Below are 15,321 nucleotides of genomic sequence, written 5' to 3'. Positions count from 1 at the left end.
ATTCGCCAGCCGGAGTGGAATATTTTCCGCTCCGGCCGGTGGTTTCAAAGGGGGAATGGGCGATAGGCGCGCCCGGCCTCTCCCCCGAGGAGCCGGGCACGTTTCTACCTCAGAAGGTGAATGTGTTGGTAACGAACCATTCTTCGACGGGCTGCAGGCGGACGCCGGCCCAGGTCTGGCCATCGGGTTGGACGGAGATCGGGATGAGTCCGTTCTTGTTTCCGAGGTTGCGGACGTTGGCCTGGATCTTCCAGCCGATGTTCTTGGTGAGCTTGCGTTCGTAGCTGACCCAGAGATCGATGCCCTTTTCGGCGGGGCCGTAGTAGGGCTTGCTCAGGTCGAAGGTGGCGAGGCCGCCCGCGTCGGCGAGCACCGGGTAGCCGATGACGACCTTGTCCTGCCAGCGATAGCTGCCGCCGACGCCGGTGCCCTTGAGCAGGCCGTTGGTGAACGAGTAGTTCGTGACGAAGTTGTAGCGCCATTTGCGGAGTTCGGAGGCGGCGGCGTTTTCCTGGAGCTTCAGCAGCGTGTAGCCGGAGCGGAAGTTTTTCCATGTGCTGTTGTTCCAGATCACGTTGGTGGGGTCGTCGAAGTGGCCGTTGAACATGATCATGTCGCCGGCCGCGCCGGGGACGGTGGCGGTGCCGATCTGCTTCGTCAGGTAGGCGACGAGGGCGTCGAGTTCGGCGCCGCCGACGTTGGTGCGGATGGCGGTGGTCTTGGAGGCGTTGAAGCTGACGCGCCAGTTCCGGGTGGGATTGGCGGTGAGTTCGAATTCATAGCCTTTCGACTCCGTGTCGGCCGTGACCGCGAAGCCCTGCAGCGCGGGATTATTGCGGTAGTCGTAGACGCTGGTGGAGTCGGGCTGGTAAGCGGCGGGGTTCGCCTCGTAGGTGGCGCGGTCCGTGAGCTTGGCCAGCGTGGTGGGCCCGACGCCGTAGTTCCACGCGGAGAAGTAGCCGCGGTCGGCGAGGTATTTTTGAATCTCGTTCCAGGCGCGGATCGAGGCGTCGCGCTGGGCGATCGACTGGGCGTCGGTCTGCAGCACGGAGCCGGCGGGGGCGGGCTGACCGGCGTTGACCTTGTCCTGCGACCAAACGGTGCGGCCGTATTGGTTCACGTAGGCGGGATTCCACTCGAAGCGGATGTTGGAGCCGGTCGTGACGGTGGACCACGCGTAACCGGTCATGTGATAGAGCATGATGTTACGCCAGTTCAGGCCGTTCTTGATCGTGCCGGTGAGGCCGGCGGCATCGAGCTGCGTGTCGGCGTTCTTGAGGCCGGTCTCGTATTTCACGACGCGGAGCGAGTAGCGGCCGTCCTTGGTGGAGAGCAGCACGCCGTAGTCCTTGGTCGTGCCGGTGGGATTGCCGATCAGGTTGCCGTAGATGTCGCGGCGGGTGTTCGTGACCTGGAAGTTGCTCGATTTGTTGTAGGAGAGGCTGACGTTGATCGGCAGCGGGTCCTTCTCGAGGAGCTTGTTGAGGTGCACGACGACGCCGCCCGAAGTCGAGTGGTCCTTGAAGAGGGAGTAGGACTGGTTGCTGTTCAGGCCGGTGGCGCTGTCGGGCAGCGCGTAGGGCAGCGTGCTCGCGGCGCCGGTCTCGTTGAGGTTGAGCATGGCGCGGTTGCTCGCGACGGAGTTGGCGGTGACGTTGCGGCCTTTGACGACGTCGTAGCGCCAGCCGAGCGTCGGGATGATGGCCTCGTTCCAGAGGAAACCCTGCCAGGTGCCGGCGTAGGACTTGGTCGTGCGCAGGCTCTTGGAGGCGTTGCGGAGCAGGCCGAGATTTTCGCCGTCGTTATAGCGCAGGAGATTCATCTGGTAGCCCGTGTTCCAGCCGACGTAGTTGGCGGGATTCGACACCTGCGTGTAGCCGGAGTAAGGCGTGACGCCGTCGTAGTTCGGGCCGCCGGTGGGACTGAACATCGACTGGAGGTTCGCGGGGACGGTCCAGGGCGCGTTGTAGTTCACGCCGGTCGGGTTGGTCCAGGTGGAGTTGAAATAATAGAGGTTGCCGTCGGACAGACCGATCGGCGCGCCGATGTTCGGGATGTTCGCGCCGGCGGCGGTCGACTGATTGGCGACGGAGGGCCCGAGGTAAATGACGGCGACGGGGGCGCGGTTATTGATGCCGTTGAGATTGCCGTCGGCGCGGGTCCAGTAGCTGTCCCAGGCGCGGTTGTTGGCATACATCTGCCAGCGGCGGGTTTCGGCGAAGTATTTTTCGTCGCTGTAGACGCCGTTGAGGCGGTGCTTGCCGAGCAGCTTCACGAGGAAGGGGCTGTCGAAGATGTCGCGTGCGCGGAGTTCGCCGAAGAGGGAGCCGCGAGTGTATTTGCGTTCGCTTTCGTAGGAGTTGCCGCCGCCGGGGCCGCCGAGCACGTAGGGGCGGCCGAAGTTCGAGTTGGTGGCGAGATCCTGGAAGTTTTTCAGGATGTCGATCGTGAGCGTCGGGCTGCTGTAATCGCTATTGCCGAGGAGGGCCTCGCCGCCGCGCTTGTATTTCTGGTAGTCGTAGCTGAACTGCACGCCGAGGCGGTCGTCGAATGCGGTCTGCGAGAGGTCGATGTTGTAGGCGTTCCAGTTCTCCCACTCGCGCTTGGTCGGGCCGTCGATGAGTTTGTTGTAGAAATCGAAGACGGAGGGATCGAGCAGCGAGGCGGTGCGGTATTGGCCGTAGGTCGCGCCGGGGAGGTTGGCGATGCCCGCATAGGAACTCAGGCTGGTGAGGCCGAAGAACGGCTGCGCGTAGCGCTGGCCGATGAGGTTGTCGTTCACGCCGCGGACGGTGCCGTCGTTGTTGCGGGCGCCGACGTTGACGTAGCCGCCGTAGATGCGGTCGAGCGCATTGGTGAGGCCGTCGATGAACCACGCGGGCTGCTGCTGATCGATGTTGCCGCCGCTGAGCCACGGGTTGACCGCGGAGAGCGCCGCGCCGACTTCATAGCCGTTATTGACCGCGAGCTTGCCCATGCCGCCGTTGAGGCTGGTCGTGTCGACGGCGCGGAACCACGGCGTGATGCTGTCGTTCGGCGGCGTGATGCGCGGGCGGTTGGCCTTGATGTCGCCGTTCTCATACTTCGCCTTCAGGCTGGTGTGCCAGGTGCGATCCTTGAAGAGCTGCGGGTCGAAGCGCAGGGCGGCGTAGTAACGACGGTCGTCCTGGAACGCCGGCTTCTGTTGGAATTTCTCGTTGTTCCACATGGCGTCGAGGCGGACCGCGAGCACGTTCTTGATGATCTCCTGATTGAGATCGACGGAGCTGCGCGTGCTGCCGTAGGAGCCGACGCGGAACTGGGCCTCGTGTTTGTTGCGGAACTCGGCGTTGCGCGTCGTGGCGTTCACGATGCCGGCCGGGCTGCCCAAGCCGAAGAGGATGGCGTTGGGGCCGCGCTGGATGTCGATGCGGTCGACGTTATACGAGTCCCACGGAATGTCGGTGATGAAGAAGTCGCGGGTGTTGTCCGCCGCCGCGAGGCCGCGCACGCGCTGGGCGCTGCCGGGGGCGCGCAAGGTGCCGGACTCGTCCATGCTCGTGCCGTTGCCCAAGCCGGCATAGCTGCCGCGCGTGCCGGCGACTTCGGCGTTCGTGGTGTATTGGAGCAGCGAGGAATTGTCGGTCGCGCCGATGTCCCGCATGAATTCCTTCGTGTAGACCGAGAGCGCGCCGCCGACGTCCTTCAGATCGGTGCGGATGCGCGTGCCGGCGAGGGTTTCGGTCGCTTGATAGCCATTGTCCTTCTGCACCTGAACCTCGAACGGCGAAAGGACCACGGTCTCTTCGTCAGCCAGGGGTTTCGTAACAGGAGCGACGGTTTGTGCTCCGAGCTGCCAGCCGCCTGCGGCAAACAGGAAGGCCAAGCCTAATCTGGACGGGGTTTTCATACCTTACAGCGTAGTTCTGCGGTTACGGAAGCGCGGAGATATTGGGGTAATCTCGCGCGTCAGTTTGGGGATTGGGGGTGGTGAGCGCAGGGGTGCGCCGCACAGAACCGCTAGTCCCGCGACGGTGCGCGCCGCAAAACCTTCACCGTTCTAACACTAGAATCCAAACGCGTGCGCCGCCCGTTTCCGAGCGAAAACACCGGGGCACCAAAAACGAACCGCGCGGGAGACAATCGGACGCGCGCGCTACTTGCATCCGCGCCGCACGCCGGATTATCTGCTCACCGATGGATCCGGCACTGGAGCAGGCAGTCGACACCGCGAAGCATCACCCGTGGATCTTCGGCGTGTTGCCGCACGTGCTCACCGTGCTCGGCTTCCTGCTGGCGTTCTTCGCCATCGCGCGTCTCGTGAGCGAGCGCAAGCAACCGGGCAACACCTTCGCGTGGCTGCTCGCGATCGCGTTCGTGCCCTACGTCGGCGTGCCGCTGTTTCTGCTCTTCGGCGGCCGGAAACTCAAACGCCTCGCCGCCACCAAGGCGCGCCTCTGCCCGGTCGTGCCCGGCGCGCCGCCCTCCCCCGCCGCGAACACCTTCGCCGCGCGCGTGCTCACGCTCAACGGCGCGTGCCCGCCCGTCGGCGGCAACCGCGTGGAGTTCGTCGCCTCGGGCGAGGATTCCTACCGCCAGCTCGAACGGCAGATCCTCGAGGCCAAGCACACGATCCACATCATGACCTTCATCCTCGGCCGCGATATCGTCGGGCGCCGCGTGGTGAAGCTCCTCGCGCAGCGCGCGCGCGAGGGCGTGAAGGTCCGCCTGCTGCTCGACTCGCTCGGCTGCTTCTTCACCAACGGCTCCTTCTGCGACCCGATTCGCGCGGCCGGCGGCGAGGTCGTGTCGTTCATGCCGATGCTGCCGCTGCAAACGCGCGGCTCGGCCAACCTGCGCAATCACCGGAAAATCGCGGTGTTCGATCACCGGCTCGCCGTCGTCGGCGGGCGCAATCTCGCGACCGAATACATGGGGCCGACGCCGCTGAAGCGCCGCTTCCGCGACTTCGGCGCGGTGATCGAGGGCCCGGCCGTGAGCCTGCTCGAGGAAATTTTCCTCGCCGACTGGGCCTACGCGAGCGGGCAAACGATCGCCGCGCTCCATGACGAAATTCCTCCGGGCGTGCCCGCGGCGGTGGGCGACAGCGAGCTCCAGATCGTCGCCAGCGGCCCCGACGTGCCCGGCGACCCGCTCTACGAAGGCATCCTCTCCCTCGTGCAACAGGCCGAGCGCAGCGTGTGGATCGTCACGCCCTACTACATCCCCGACGAAGTGCTGCAGCGCTCACTCATGGTGCAGGCGCGCGCGGGCATCGACGTCCGCCTCGTGGTCCCGGCGCGTTCGAATCACCCGATCACCGACCTCGCGCGCAAACACTACCTGCGTGAGTTGCAGCAAGCCGGCGTGCGCGTGCAGCTCTACGGTCCGGGCATGAACCACGCGAAAGCGATCCTCGTGGACGGCGCCACCGGCCTCTGGGGTTCGGCCAACATGGACTTGCGCTCGCTCTTCGTGAATTTCGAGGTCGCCGCCGTCACCTACTCGGCCTGTGACGCCGAACATCTCGCCGCTTGGATGCGCGGCGTGTTCGCGCATTGCAAACCGATGCCGCAAGCGAAGCGCCCGCCGAAGTTCTTCTCGACCCTCGGCGAAGAACTCAGCCGCCTGCTCGCCCCGTTGCTCTAGCGCCGCCCGCGCTCAAGCGACCGCTCGGCCCAGTCGCCCGAACATCCCCCAAGTGACGGTCCGCCGTCCATCGCCCCACCGCGCCCGTAGCTCCGCGGCCACAGCCGGAATGGGATCCTCCCCGCGCGCTTTCCGGTAACGATCCACCGCGGACCAACTCGCCAGGAAGGCAACGAGATCGTCCGCCAACCATTCGCGCGTGATCGTGCACGGCGGGAAAGGCAGTTCAGCGAACGGAAAATCGAAATCGCGATAGCGACTCTCGATGTGGCGCCGTTCCGGCGGCCAATAGGGTCCCGTCGTCTCCGCATAGAACCGGTCCACGACGGCATCGATCTCGGGGTTCACGCGCGCCAGCCAGTAGCTCCACAGCGCCACCACGCCTCCGGGGCGCAACACGCGTTTCACCTCCGCATAGAATTTCGCGCGGTCGAACCAGTGCGCCGCCTGCGCCGCGGTGACGAGATCGACCGTGCCATCGCGCACCGTCGGGGCAAGTTCCGCGCTGCGCAGATAAACCACGCGCGCGTGCGGCGTCGCGGCGGCCAGTTGCGCCTCGCTCGGCTCGGTGGCGATGACGCGCTGGAAGTGCGCGGCCAGCGCGACCGCGGCCTGCCCGTTGCCTGTGCCGCAGTCCCAAGCCAATCCGCGCGCCGGCGCGAGCCGCGCCAGCTCATCGAAGAACGTCACCGGATACGTCGGGCGCGACTGCGCATAGACGGCCGCCTGATTCGAGAAATGGTCCTGAAACTTCACACGACCACCTTGACCGGCGCGCGGAACCGGCGCCAGCGCGCGTCCCGACGGCTCGCGTGTTTGCAGGCGCCGTTATGCGGCCACATCGGAAATTTTCAGAATCGCTACTGCGGCGTGACCGGCAACTCGATGAACGTGCCGCTCGTGCCGCCGCGGTAGATGCGCTGCGTGGCTTTTTGGTAATCGCCGGGCGCCGCGAGAAAGATGTTCGGGACGAACTTCTGCGGGTTGCGGTCGTAGAGCGGAAACAGCGTCGACTGGATCTGCACCATGATGCGGTGGCCCGGTTGGAAGACGTGATTCGCGTGCGGCAGCGCGAACGTGTAGGCGAGCGGCTTGCCCTGCTCGAGCGCGGCGGGCTTTTCGAAGCTCTCGCGATAGCGTCCGCGGAAAATCTCGAGCGAGATCGGCAGCTGATAACCGCCAAACTCGGGCCGCGACGGATACTCGTCCGGGAAAACGTCGATGATCTTCACGACCCAATCGCTGTCCGTGCCGCTGGTCGACGCGAGCAGGTTCACGACCGGCGCGCCCGCAAGGTGCACCGGTGCGGCGAGCGGCTCGGTCTGGTAAACGAGCACATCGGGACGATCCGCGACAAACCGCTGGTCCGTCACGAGCCAGCGCCGCCAGGCGTCGCCGTCGCTGAATTTCACGGGGCGCGGTAGATACGGGACCGGCTTCGCGGGATCGGAAACATATTCGTCGAACGACTCTTTGGTTTCGGGACCGTCGAAGCTGAGCGCACCATTCTCTCGAAGAAAAAGCATCGTTCCCGGCAATTCGGTATTCTCGCCGGCGAGTGGCCAACGGTCGTATTTCTCCCAGCGATTTTCGCCGGTGTTGTAGACGAAGACCGGCGGCGTGTTCGCGCGCGGCGCGTTGTCCTTCAGGTATTGATCGAAGAGCGGCTTGATGATGTCGCGGCGCACTTGCAGCGCCGTGTCGCCTTCCCAGCGGAGCGGGCCGAGCGTGCTGCCGTCGCGACCGATCTGACTGTGAAACCACGGACCGAGCACGAGGAAGTTCTTCGTGTTGTCCGTGTCTTTGGTTTCCATGACTGGATACGCGTGCACTGCGCCCCAGATGTCCTCCTGATCCCAGAGACCTTGGAGCCACAACGTCGGAACCTTCAGCGGAATCTTGGCAAGGAGATGATCGAGCGCCTGCTCCTGCCAGAACGCGTCGTAGCTCGGATGCTCGGTCAGCTTTTTCCACCACGGCAACTGATCGATGCCGGTCGCGCGCGCGAACGCTCCGGCCGAGCCGACTCGGCGCAGGTTGTCGTAATCGTCGACGTCGCCACGCACGGCGCGATCGCCCTTGGATTTTCCGCCGAGTTGGCCGGTGAAGTAGTCGAAGTTCACCTGGCGGAACGCGCCGTAGTGAAACCAATCGTCGCCCATCCAGCCGTCGATCATCGGGCTCTCGGGCGCGGCGACTTTCAGCGCCGGATGCGGATCGAGCAGCGCCATCACCACGGTGAAGCCCTCGTAGGATGAGCCGATCATGCCGACGCGGCCGTTGGACTCGGGGACGTTCTTCACCAGCCAATCGATCGTGTCCCACGCATCGGTGGTGTGGTCGACCTTACTGTCGTTGAGCGGGCCGCGTGGCGGGCGGGTCATGACGTAGTCGCCCTCGGAGCCGTGCTTGCCGCGCACGTCCTGATAAACGCGAATGTAGCCGTCGGCGGCGAAGACCTCGTCGGCGAGAGCGAGCGTCGCGAGCAGGCGCGGCGACTTGGTGCGGCTGGCGCGGTTGGCTGCGTCGTAGGGCGTGCGCGTGAGGAGAATGGGAGCGCGCTTCGCGCCTTTCGGGACGACGATCACCGTGTAGAGTTTCACGCCGTCGCGCATCGGGATCATTTCGACGCGTTTGACGTAATCGTAGGCGTCGGTCGGCGGCGTGAATTTCGCCGGAATGTCGGGCGTGAGCGGCGAGGTCTGCGCGATTGAAACAGTGAACCCAAGGACGCCTGCGACGAGCAGGCCGGCGGCGTGGAGAAGTCTCATGGCGGCGCGAAGCTACGCGACGGCGACGACGGCGCAACGCAAAGGTGGGGCGCGCAAGACACCAATGTAGCGGGAGCTTCCAGCTCCCGTGGGTTCGAGTTCGTGCAAAGGCGGGAGCTGGAAGCTCCCACTACTTTTCATGCAATACCGACACCGACTGGCACGCTACACGCCGTGCGCGCGGATGAATTCCTTGAGCGTCGCGAGATCGGTCGGCAGACGGTGCTTCGCGAGCGGTTTCGCTTTCAGCGCCTCGAGCGTCGGGTGCGTGGGCTCGACGCCGATGGCGTCGCGGAGCGCCTCGGGAAATTTCGCGGGGTGCGCCGTGGCGAGCACGACGCTGGTGCGCGTCGGGTTCAAATCCTGGAAACCGCACGCCGTGTGCGGATCGAGGACGTAGCCGCGTCGTTCATGGATGCGTTGGATATTCGCCTTGATGTCGACGTCGGTGGAACGCGAGGAGCTGAAGACGTGCGTGTTGAAGTCCGACACTTGCGTCGCGCCGGTGCGTTTCAGCTCGTCCATCGTCGCGCGGACCTTCGCCGGATCCTCATCGAAGTGATAGTAGAGCCAGCGCTCGAAGTTCGAGGCGACCTGGATGTCCATCGACGGTGCGAGGCTCGGGTGCACGGCGCCGACGCGATATTCGCCCGTCGTGAAGAAGCGGTGGAGGATGTCGTTTTGATTCGTCGCGACCTTGAAGCCCGCGATGGGCACGCCCATGCGCTCGAGCAGCCAGCCGGCGAAAACATTGCCGAAATTGCCGGTCGGCACGACGAACTCGAGATTCTCGCGCGCCGCTTCCGGCAAGTGCAGCCACGCGTGCAGGTAATAGACGCACTGGGCGAGCACGCGCGCGAGGTTGATGGAGTTGACGGCGGAGAGATGGTGCTGCGCGGCGAATTCGCGGTCGCCGAACGCGTCCTTCAAGAGGCGTTGCGCATCATCGAAGGTGCCGTCGAGCGCGAGGGCGTGGACGTTGGCTGCACCGGTGCAGGCCATCTGGCGCTCCTGCAGCGGCGAAACGCGACCGTCGGGATAGAGAATGAAGATCGCAGTGCGCGGCTTGCCGAGCAGGCCGTGGATCGCCGCGGCGCCGGTGTCGCCGGAGGTCGCGCCGAGGACGTTGAGACTGCGGCCGGTCTGCTCGCAGTGCCAACCGTAGAAATTGCCGAGGAACTGCAGGGCGAAATCCTTGAACGCGAGCGTCGGACCGTGGAACAGCTCGAGCACGTAGACGTTGTCCGCGAGCCGGCGCAGCGGCGCGATCTCGGGATGCGTGAAGCGGCCGTAGGAGCGGTGCGCGAGGCGCGCGATGACGTCGTCCGCGACGTCGGTGGCGAACACCGACATGAACTCCGCGCAGAGGTCGGCGTAGCTGAGCTGGGCCCAACTGCGCAGACGCGGGGTGAGGTCGGGCAGCGCTTCCGGGAGATACAGACCGCCGTCCGGCGCCAAGCCGAGAGCGACCGCTTCGGTGAAGGAAACGGCGGGAGCCTGGCCTCGCGTGGAGACGAATTTCATCGGCTGTTTCCTCCTATATCGTTCGCTTTGGCATCGGCTGAAGGCGAACGCGCGACCGGCGAGCGGCGATCAGGACGCCTTGCCGAGGCCAAACGCCTTGTGGACAGCGCGCTGGGCGTCGTCCGCGCGGTCGCGGGCGATCGCGAGGGTGACCTTGATCTCGGAAGTCGTGATCAGCTCGATGTTGACGCTCTTCTCGGCGAGCGCCTCGAACATCTGGGCGGCCACGCCGGCGTGAGTGCGCATGCCGACGCCGACCACGGAGAGCTTCGCGATGTTGTCGTAGGCCGCGACTTCGCCGCCACCGAGCTTCTTGAAGATGTCGGGGAGAATCTTGACCGCGAGATGCGCGTCGTCCTTCGGGACGGTGAACGTGAGCGTCGCGACGCCGTGGGAGCCGACGTTCTGCACGATCATGTCGACGTTGACGTTGGCGTCGGCGAGCGAGCGAAGAACGGCGGCGGCGGTGCCGGGTTTGTCGGGCAGGTTGCTGACGACGACCTTGGCCTGGTCCTTGTCGACGGCGACGCCGCGGACGACGACCTTTTCCATGTAAGCGACTTCTTCTTTCACGATGGTTCCCGGGTTGTGGTTAAAGCTGGAGCGGACTTCGAAAACGACGCCGTATTTCTTGGCGAACTCGACGGAGCGCGACTGCATGACCTTCGAGCCCTGCGAGGCGAGTTCGAGCATCTCGTCGTAGGAAATTTCCTCGAGTTTGGTCGCCTCGGGGACGTGGCGCGGGTCGGCGGTGTAGACGCCGTCGACATCGGTGTATATCTCGCACTTGTCGGCGCGGAGCGCGGCGGCGAGCGCGATGGCGGTGAGGTCGGAGCCGCCGCGGCCGAGCGTGGTGATCTGGCCCTTTTCGTTGAGGCCCTGGAAACCGGCGACGATGACGACCTTGCCGCCATCGAGATCCTTGCGCAGCGCGGTCGGGATGATGTTTTGGATCTTCGCCTTGGTGTGCGCGAGGTCGGTGACGATACCGGCCTGCGGGCCGGTGTAGGAAACCGCGGGGACCTCGAGCGCGTGCAGCGCCATCGCGGTCAGCGCGATCGTCTCCTGCTCGCCGACGGCGAGGAGCATGTCCATCTCGCGCGCGTCGGGGCGAGCGTTCACGGCTTTGGCGCGCGCGATCAGTTCATTCGTCACGCCCGCGCGAGCCGACACGACGACGACCACTTGGTGGCCGGCGTCGCGCGTGATCTTGATGCGGGCGGCGACGTTCTTGATGCGCTCGACGTCACCCACGGAGGTGCCGCCGTATTTTTGAACGATGAGAGCCATGGCGAGAACCTGACTCTATGCCCGCGAGCGCGGCGGCTTGGCAAGGCCCCAGAGGCGGGGTTGCGTCATACCCCAAGTCACAGCGGAACAACGAGGTGCCCCGAGCTAAGCGGAGGGAGATTTACCGTCGGCCGGTGCAGCCGGCTTCTTCACGAAGCGGTTTTCCGTGCCATTCAACAGGCGGCGGATGTTCTCGTGGTGGCGGACGATCACGAAGCTCGCGAGCACGGTGGCAATGACAGCGACCGCCACGTGATGCGGCAGCACCCAGCTGCAAACGATGATGGCCACCGCCGCGAGGATCGACGCGAGCGACACGTAACGCGACGCGTAGAACGTCACAACCCACGTCGCCGCCGCGATGAGACCGGCGAGGGGGATGAGCACAAACAGTCCACCGGCCGCGGTAGCGACGCTCTTGCCGCCCTTGAACCGCGTAAAAACCGAAAACGCGTGTCCGATCACGGCACCGACGACACCGATGAGCTGGAGGACAACTTTGCGTTCTTCATCGACGAAGGGCAGCAACGGCCAAGCGGTCGCGACAGCGCCTTTGAGCATGTCGAGCGCGAGCACCGTGTTGCCCGCTTTGGCGCCGAGGACGCGTTTCACGTTCGTCGCGCCGGGATTGCCGCTGCCGGCCTTGAAAATATCGACGCCGTGCGCCTTCGCGACGAGGTAGCCGAACGGCAAGGCGCCCAGCAAATAGCCGGCAAGCGCAGAAGCGGTGATCCAGAAATTACTCATCGGGGCCCAGGTCGATTTCGGTGACACTGCGGGCGTGCGGGACGACCGGTCAACGCTTTATCGGTCACACAAGCACGCCGCTGCATCCCAGCTGCAAACGACGGGCGGCAGCCCACCCTCGCGGCGCCTCAGCGAGCGCGCGCGATGATCCGGAGCCCATCGTTGTCCGCATGCAGGCGGAACGACCGGCTCGGCACCTTCGCGGCAGCGAACGCGTGCACCATCGCGCGCGCTACTTTCGCGGCCTTGGTCGGACGCGCGACGCACATCACGCTCGAACCGCTGCCGCTCAGCCAGCCGGTCAACGCACCGGCAGCCACACCGGCCTCGATCGCATCGCGCGCCCCCGGAATCAGCGGCAGACGATACGGCTCGTGCATGAAATCGGCGACGGCGTGCGCGAGACGGTCGTATTCGCCGGAGAGGAACGCAGCGACGACATAGCTCGCGCTGTTGATGCTGCGCACCGCGTCGAAATACGGGATCTCCTTCGGCAGAATGCCGCGCGCTTTTTTCGTTTCGAGCTCCTGCGAGGGCGAGACGACGACGAAGACGAGTTCCCGGCCGATGGAGCGGCGCACGACGCCGGTGAGCACGCCGCGGCTCGGATCGGTGCGGCCGACGCAGAAACCGCCGAGCACGGCGGGCGTGGCGTTGTCGGGGTGGCCTTCGAGCTTGGTGACGAGTTCAGCAAGGTCGGCCTTGTCGAGGCCGGCACCGCTGAGCTCGTTCAAGCCGGCCACGATGCCGGCGCGGAGCGTCACGCTCGAACCCAGGCCGCGCGACATCGGCACGTCGCCGCGAACCACGAAGGAAAAGCCGAATTCCGGCACGCCCGCGCGCGCGAAGAACCACGCGGCCGCCTCGCTCGCCATGTCGACGCCGGCGACCGCGTCGGGCGACGCCGCATGCACGCCCGCCTCGGCGGTGCGGCACAAGGTGACGTCGTTGTAGAGCGCGACCGCGAGTCCGAGAGTATCGAAACCCGCACCCAGGTTCGACGTGCTGCCCGGCACGCGGACGGTGACGGACTGCAGCAGACTGCGGGCTTTGGTTTTCGGTCGGCGTGGGGTCGGCCTTTTTTTCATGGAAAATCAGCGGCGGCGCAGCGCGCGGCGCGCCTCGAGGTTCTGCTCGCGTTTCTTGAGGTCCTCGCGCTTGTCGAACTGCTTCTTGCCGCTCGCGGTCGCGATCTCGACCTTCACCAGCGCCTCCTTGAAATACATGCGCAGCGCGACGATCACGCGGCCGCCGGTCTCGACGGCCTGCTGGAGCTTCCGGATTTCGTTGGCCTTGAGCAGGAGCTTGCGCGGGCGACGCGGGGCGTGTTGCGAGAGACCGCCGTGCGAATACTCCTCGATGTAGGCGCCGTAGAGCCAGACCTCGCCCTTCTCGATACGGCAGAATCCGTCCGTGATCTGCGCTTTGCCGGCACGGATCGACTTCACCTCGGTGCCGACGAGTTTCACGCCGGCCTCGAACTTGTCGTGAATGAAGAAATCCCGCAGCGCCTTCGGATTGCGCATCTCGGTGAAACGGGCGGAGTCGTGGGCTTTGGCGGCCATGGCGGGAGAGGTGAACGAAAAGGATTTGGCGGGAGTTTGGCGAGACACGAAGCCGGGCGCGACGGAAGGATGACAGACAAGTGAACGACCGGCGGTGTCCGTCGCCGGGAAAGTCGGAAAACAAAAAAGCGCGGCGAGGTTGCCGCGCTTCGGTGAACGGGAGCCGTCGGGCGGCTCAGGCGTGCGTCACTTCGTAGCTGATCTTGCCTTCGATGATCTCGCGCAGGGCGATGTCTTCGGGGCTGAGCTTTTCGAGCGACTCCACGAGCGGACGGCTGCCCCGGCGGAGCTGCTTGACGCGGCGCGACACCACGTTGATCAGCACGTTCGGGTCCTGGATAACCTTTTGGGCGTCCTTGATGTATTCGTCTCTCATGGTTGGGAAATTGGGAAGGGAGAGACCTACGTCACACCCCCGCAGCGTCAAGGGGGAAATCTTTCCCGCCGTCGCTCGGTCCGGACGCGCGCCGCGGCGGCGGTTTTCGTTTTGCCGCTCCGCCTTTTCGCGCAAGACTGCCGCCGTGATCGTCGCCTGGACTACCACCGAAAAACGCGAGGACGCCGAGCGCCTGGCGCGCGGCGCCGTCGAAGCCCGGCTCGCTGCGTGCGCTCAAATCGACGGGCCGATCGTCTCGTTCTACCACTACGAAGGGAAACTGGAGCGCGCGGAGGAATTTCGGTTATGGTTTAAGTGCCTCCCGGCCAACACTTCGGCGCTTAGCGCGTGGGTCCACGCGCGCCATCCCTATCGCACACCGCAGTGGATCGAGGTCAGCGCGGAGAGCGTGAGTGAAAAATACTTGTCATGGGCTATGGCCAACTCTAGCCATGGCCCCTTTCCAACGTCGAAATCACCTTAAACGACCCACTTACCATGTCCCAGCACAACAGCCTCAAGTCTTCCGGCGGCCTCGTCGTGAAGCGCAATGTCCTCAAGCGCTTCGAGCGCGTCGCCATCCTCAAGAAGCGCGGCCAGTGGAAGGAAGGCGATCGCGTGCAGGGTCTCCGCAAGACCAAGCCCGACGTTTGATCGGCCGCTGAATTTTCCAACTGGGCAGGCTCGTTCGCGCGACCTGCCCTTTTTCATTCCCATGCACGACCTGCTCAAACAACTCACCGACTGGTATGCCCGCTCGCTCGAGAGCGGCGGCTACGCGCTCGTGGCGCTGCTCATGTTTCTCGAGAGCACGTTCATCCCGCTGCCGAGCGAATTGATCATTCCGCCCGCCGCGCACCTCGCGCACACCAAGGGCGGTATGAGCCTCACCGGCATCGTCATCGCCGGCGCGCTCGGCTCGTGGCTCGGTGCCACGGCGATGTATTGGGCTTCGCGCTGGGCCGGCCGGCCGCTCGTGCTCCGCTACGGCAAGTTCTTCCTCGCTCCGCCGGAGAAAGTCGAAAAGGCCGAGCGCTGGGCCTCCGCCTACGGTAACTACGGCATCTTCGCCTCGCGCCTGCTGCCGGTCGTGCGCCACTTGATCGGCATTCCTGCCGGCATCGTGCGCATGGATTACTGGAAATTCTCCCTCTGGACGCTCGTCGGCTCCGGTCTCTGGTGCACCGTGCTTTGCTGGCTCGGCATCAAAGCCGGCCAAGACGAGGCACTGATGCGCGGTGAACTCCGCTCGATCACGATTTGGGCCATCGGCGTGCTCGGCGCGCTCGGTGTCATGTATTGGTTTTTCGTGCATCGTCAGATGCGCAAAGCCAGCGAATGACGCGTCTCGCGGCACACCCTACCCGCCAAAAACGAAGGCCGGCGATGTGCCGGCCTTTTTCGTGGGCGGGTGTGATGT

Annotated in this window: 13 protein-coding genes; 4 read left to right on the top strand and 9 right to left on the bottom strand. The window is 65.0% G+C overall.

What is annotated here, in order from left to right:
- Window positions 1-109: 109 nt before the first annotated feature.
- Window positions 110-3,889 carry a TonB-dependent receptor gene (locus tag KF715_21200; GenBank protein MBX3739218.1) on the bottom strand — a complete coding sequence of 1,260 codons (3,780 nt, stop codon included), beginning with the start codon at window positions 3,887-3,889 and terminating at the stop codon, window positions 110-112.
- A gap of 287 nt (window positions 3,890-4,176) precedes the next feature.
- On the opposite strand from KF715_21200, the gene KF715_21195 reads away from it, so the two are divergent.
- Window positions 4,177-5,628, top strand: a complete 1,452-nt coding sequence (locus tag KF715_21195; protein ID MBX3739217.1) for a PLDc N-terminal domain-containing protein — start codon at window positions 4,177-4,179, stop codon at window positions 5,626-5,628.
- 12 nt (window positions 5,629-5,640) lie between these two features.
- Here KF715_21195 and KF715_21190 read toward each other — a convergent pair whose 3' ends face one another.
- The 8 genes from KF715_21190 to KF715_21155 all read right to left on the bottom strand — a co-directional run bounded on the left by KF715_21190 (window position 5,641) and on the right by KF715_21155 (window position 13,901).
- Window positions 5,641-6,384 (bottom strand): class I SAM-dependent methyltransferase, encoded by a 744-nt coding sequence (locus tag KF715_21190; protein ID MBX3739216.1) that lies wholly within the window; start codon window positions 6,382-6,384, stop codon window positions 5,641-5,643.
- Between the two features lie 104 nt (window positions 6,385-6,488).
- Window positions 6,489-8,399 (bottom strand): CocE/NonD family hydrolase, encoded by a 1,911-nt coding sequence (locus tag KF715_21185; protein MBX3739215.1) that lies wholly within the window; start codon window positions 8,397-8,399, stop codon window positions 6,489-6,491.
- A gap of 165 nt (window positions 8,400-8,564) precedes the next feature.
- Window positions 8,565-9,923 (bottom strand): threonine synthase, encoded by a 1,359-nt coding sequence (locus KF715_21180; protein MBX3739214.1) that lies wholly within the window; start codon window positions 9,921-9,923, stop codon window positions 8,565-8,567.
- A 69-nt stretch (window positions 9,924-9,992) separates the two neighbouring features.
- The gene (locus tag KF715_21175) at window positions 9,993-11,213 is read right to left on the bottom strand and encodes an aspartate kinase (GenBank protein MBX3739213.1); all 1,221 of its coding nucleotides are present in this window, start codon (window positions 11,211-11,213) and stop codon (window positions 9,993-9,995) included.
- Between the two features lie 105 nt (window positions 11,214-11,318).
- A complete protein-coding gene (plsY, locus tag KF715_21170) occupies window positions 11,319-11,960 on the bottom strand; it encodes a glycerol-3-phosphate 1-O-acyltransferase PlsY (protein ID MBX3739212.1) in 642 nt (213 codons plus the stop codon).
- 128 nt (window positions 11,961-12,088) lie between these two features.
- Window positions 12,089-13,048, bottom strand: coding sequence for a homoserine kinase (thrB, locus tag KF715_21165; GenBank protein MBX3739211.1), 960 nt, complete (start codon window positions 13,046-13,048; stop codon window positions 12,089-12,091).
- A 6-nt stretch (window positions 13,049-13,054) separates the two neighbouring features.
- Complete coding sequence (gene smpB, locus KF715_21160; protein MBX3739210.1) at window positions 13,055-13,525, bottom strand: SsrA-binding protein SmpB; 471 nt, start codon at window positions 13,523-13,525, stop codon at window positions 13,055-13,057.
- A 175-nt stretch (window positions 13,526-13,700) separates the two neighbouring features.
- Window positions 13,701-13,901 carry a DNA-directed RNA polymerase subunit omega gene (locus tag KF715_21155; GenBank protein ID MBX3739209.1) on the bottom strand — a complete coding sequence of 67 codons (201 nt, stop codon included), beginning with the start codon at window positions 13,899-13,901 and terminating at the stop codon, window positions 13,701-13,703.
- A 145-nt stretch (window positions 13,902-14,046) separates the two neighbouring features.
- Here KF715_21155 and KF715_21150 point away from each other — a divergent pair, with 145 nt between their 5' ends.
- The 3 genes from KF715_21150 to KF715_21140 all read left to right on the top strand — a co-directional run bounded on the left by KF715_21150 (window position 14,047) and on the right by KF715_21140 (window position 15,243).
- The gene (locus KF715_21150; GenBank protein MBX3739208.1) at window positions 14,047-14,385 is read left to right on the top strand and encodes a divalent-cation tolerance protein CutA; all 339 of its coding nucleotides are present in this window, start codon (window positions 14,047-14,049) and stop codon (window positions 14,383-14,385) included.
- Between the two features lie 14 nt (window positions 14,386-14,399).
- Window positions 14,400-14,555, top strand: coding sequence for a small basic protein (locus KF715_21145; protein ID MBX3739207.1), 156 nt, complete (start codon window positions 14,400-14,402; stop codon window positions 14,553-14,555).
- Window positions 14,556-14,616: 61 nt separating this feature from the next.
- Window positions 14,617-15,243, top strand: coding sequence for a DedA family protein (locus KF715_21140; protein ID MBX3739206.1), 627 nt, complete (start codon window positions 14,617-14,619; stop codon window positions 15,241-15,243).
- The last annotated feature ends 78 nt before the right edge of the window (window positions 15,244-15,321 follow it).

Origin of the sequence: Candidatus Didemnitutus sp., from assembly GCA_019634575.1 — a bacterium.
GTDB lineage: Bacteria > Verrucomicrobiota > Verrucomicrobiia > Opitutales > Opitutaceae > Didemnitutus.
Note: the sequence above shows the minus strand (reverse complement) of the source record. Positions and strands in the feature narration are given on the sequence as shown.

Excerpts from the sequence above, each read along its gene's own strand:
- KF715_21200 (MBX3739218.1), bottom strand. The coding sequence starts at position 3,889 with ATGAAAACCCCGTCCAGATTAGGCTTGGCCTTCCTGTTTGCCGCAGGC.
- KF715_21195 (MBX3739217.1), top strand. The coding sequence starts at position 4,177 with ATGGATCCGGCACTGGAGCAGGCAGTCGACACCGCGAAGCATCACCCG.
- KF715_21185 (MBX3739215.1), bottom strand. The coding sequence starts at position 8,399 with ATGAGACTTCTCCACGCCGCCGGCCTGCTCGTCGCAGGCGTCCTTGGG.
- KF715_21180 (MBX3739214.1), bottom strand. The coding sequence starts at position 9,923 with ATGAAATTCGTCTCCACGCGAGGCCAGGCTCCCGCCGTTTCCTTCACC.
- KF715_21175 (MBX3739213.1), bottom strand. The coding sequence starts at position 11,213 with ATGGCTCTCATCGTTCAAAAATACGGCGGCACCTCCGTGGGTGACGTC.
- plsY (MBX3739212.1), bottom strand. The coding sequence starts at position 11,960 with ATGAGTAATTTCTGGATCACCGCTTCTGCGCTTGCCGGCTATTTGCTG.
- thrB (MBX3739211.1), bottom strand. The coding sequence starts at position 13,048 with ATGAAAAAAAGGCCGACCCCACGCCGACCGAAAACCAAAGCCCGCAGT.
- smpB (MBX3739210.1), bottom strand. The coding sequence starts at position 13,525 with ATGGCCGCCAAAGCCCACGACTCCGCCCGTTTCACCGAGATGCGCAAT.
- KF715_21155 (MBX3739209.1), bottom strand. The coding sequence starts at position 13,901 with ATGAGAGACGAATACATCAAGGACGCCCAAAAGGTTATCCAGGACCCG.
- KF715_21145 (MBX3739207.1), top strand. The coding sequence starts at position 14,400 with ATGTCCCAGCACAACAGCCTCAAGTCTTCCGGCGGCCTCGTCGTGAAG.
- KF715_21140 (MBX3739206.1), top strand. The coding sequence starts at position 14,617 with ATGCACGACCTGCTCAAACAACTCACCGACTGGTATGCCCGCTCGCTC.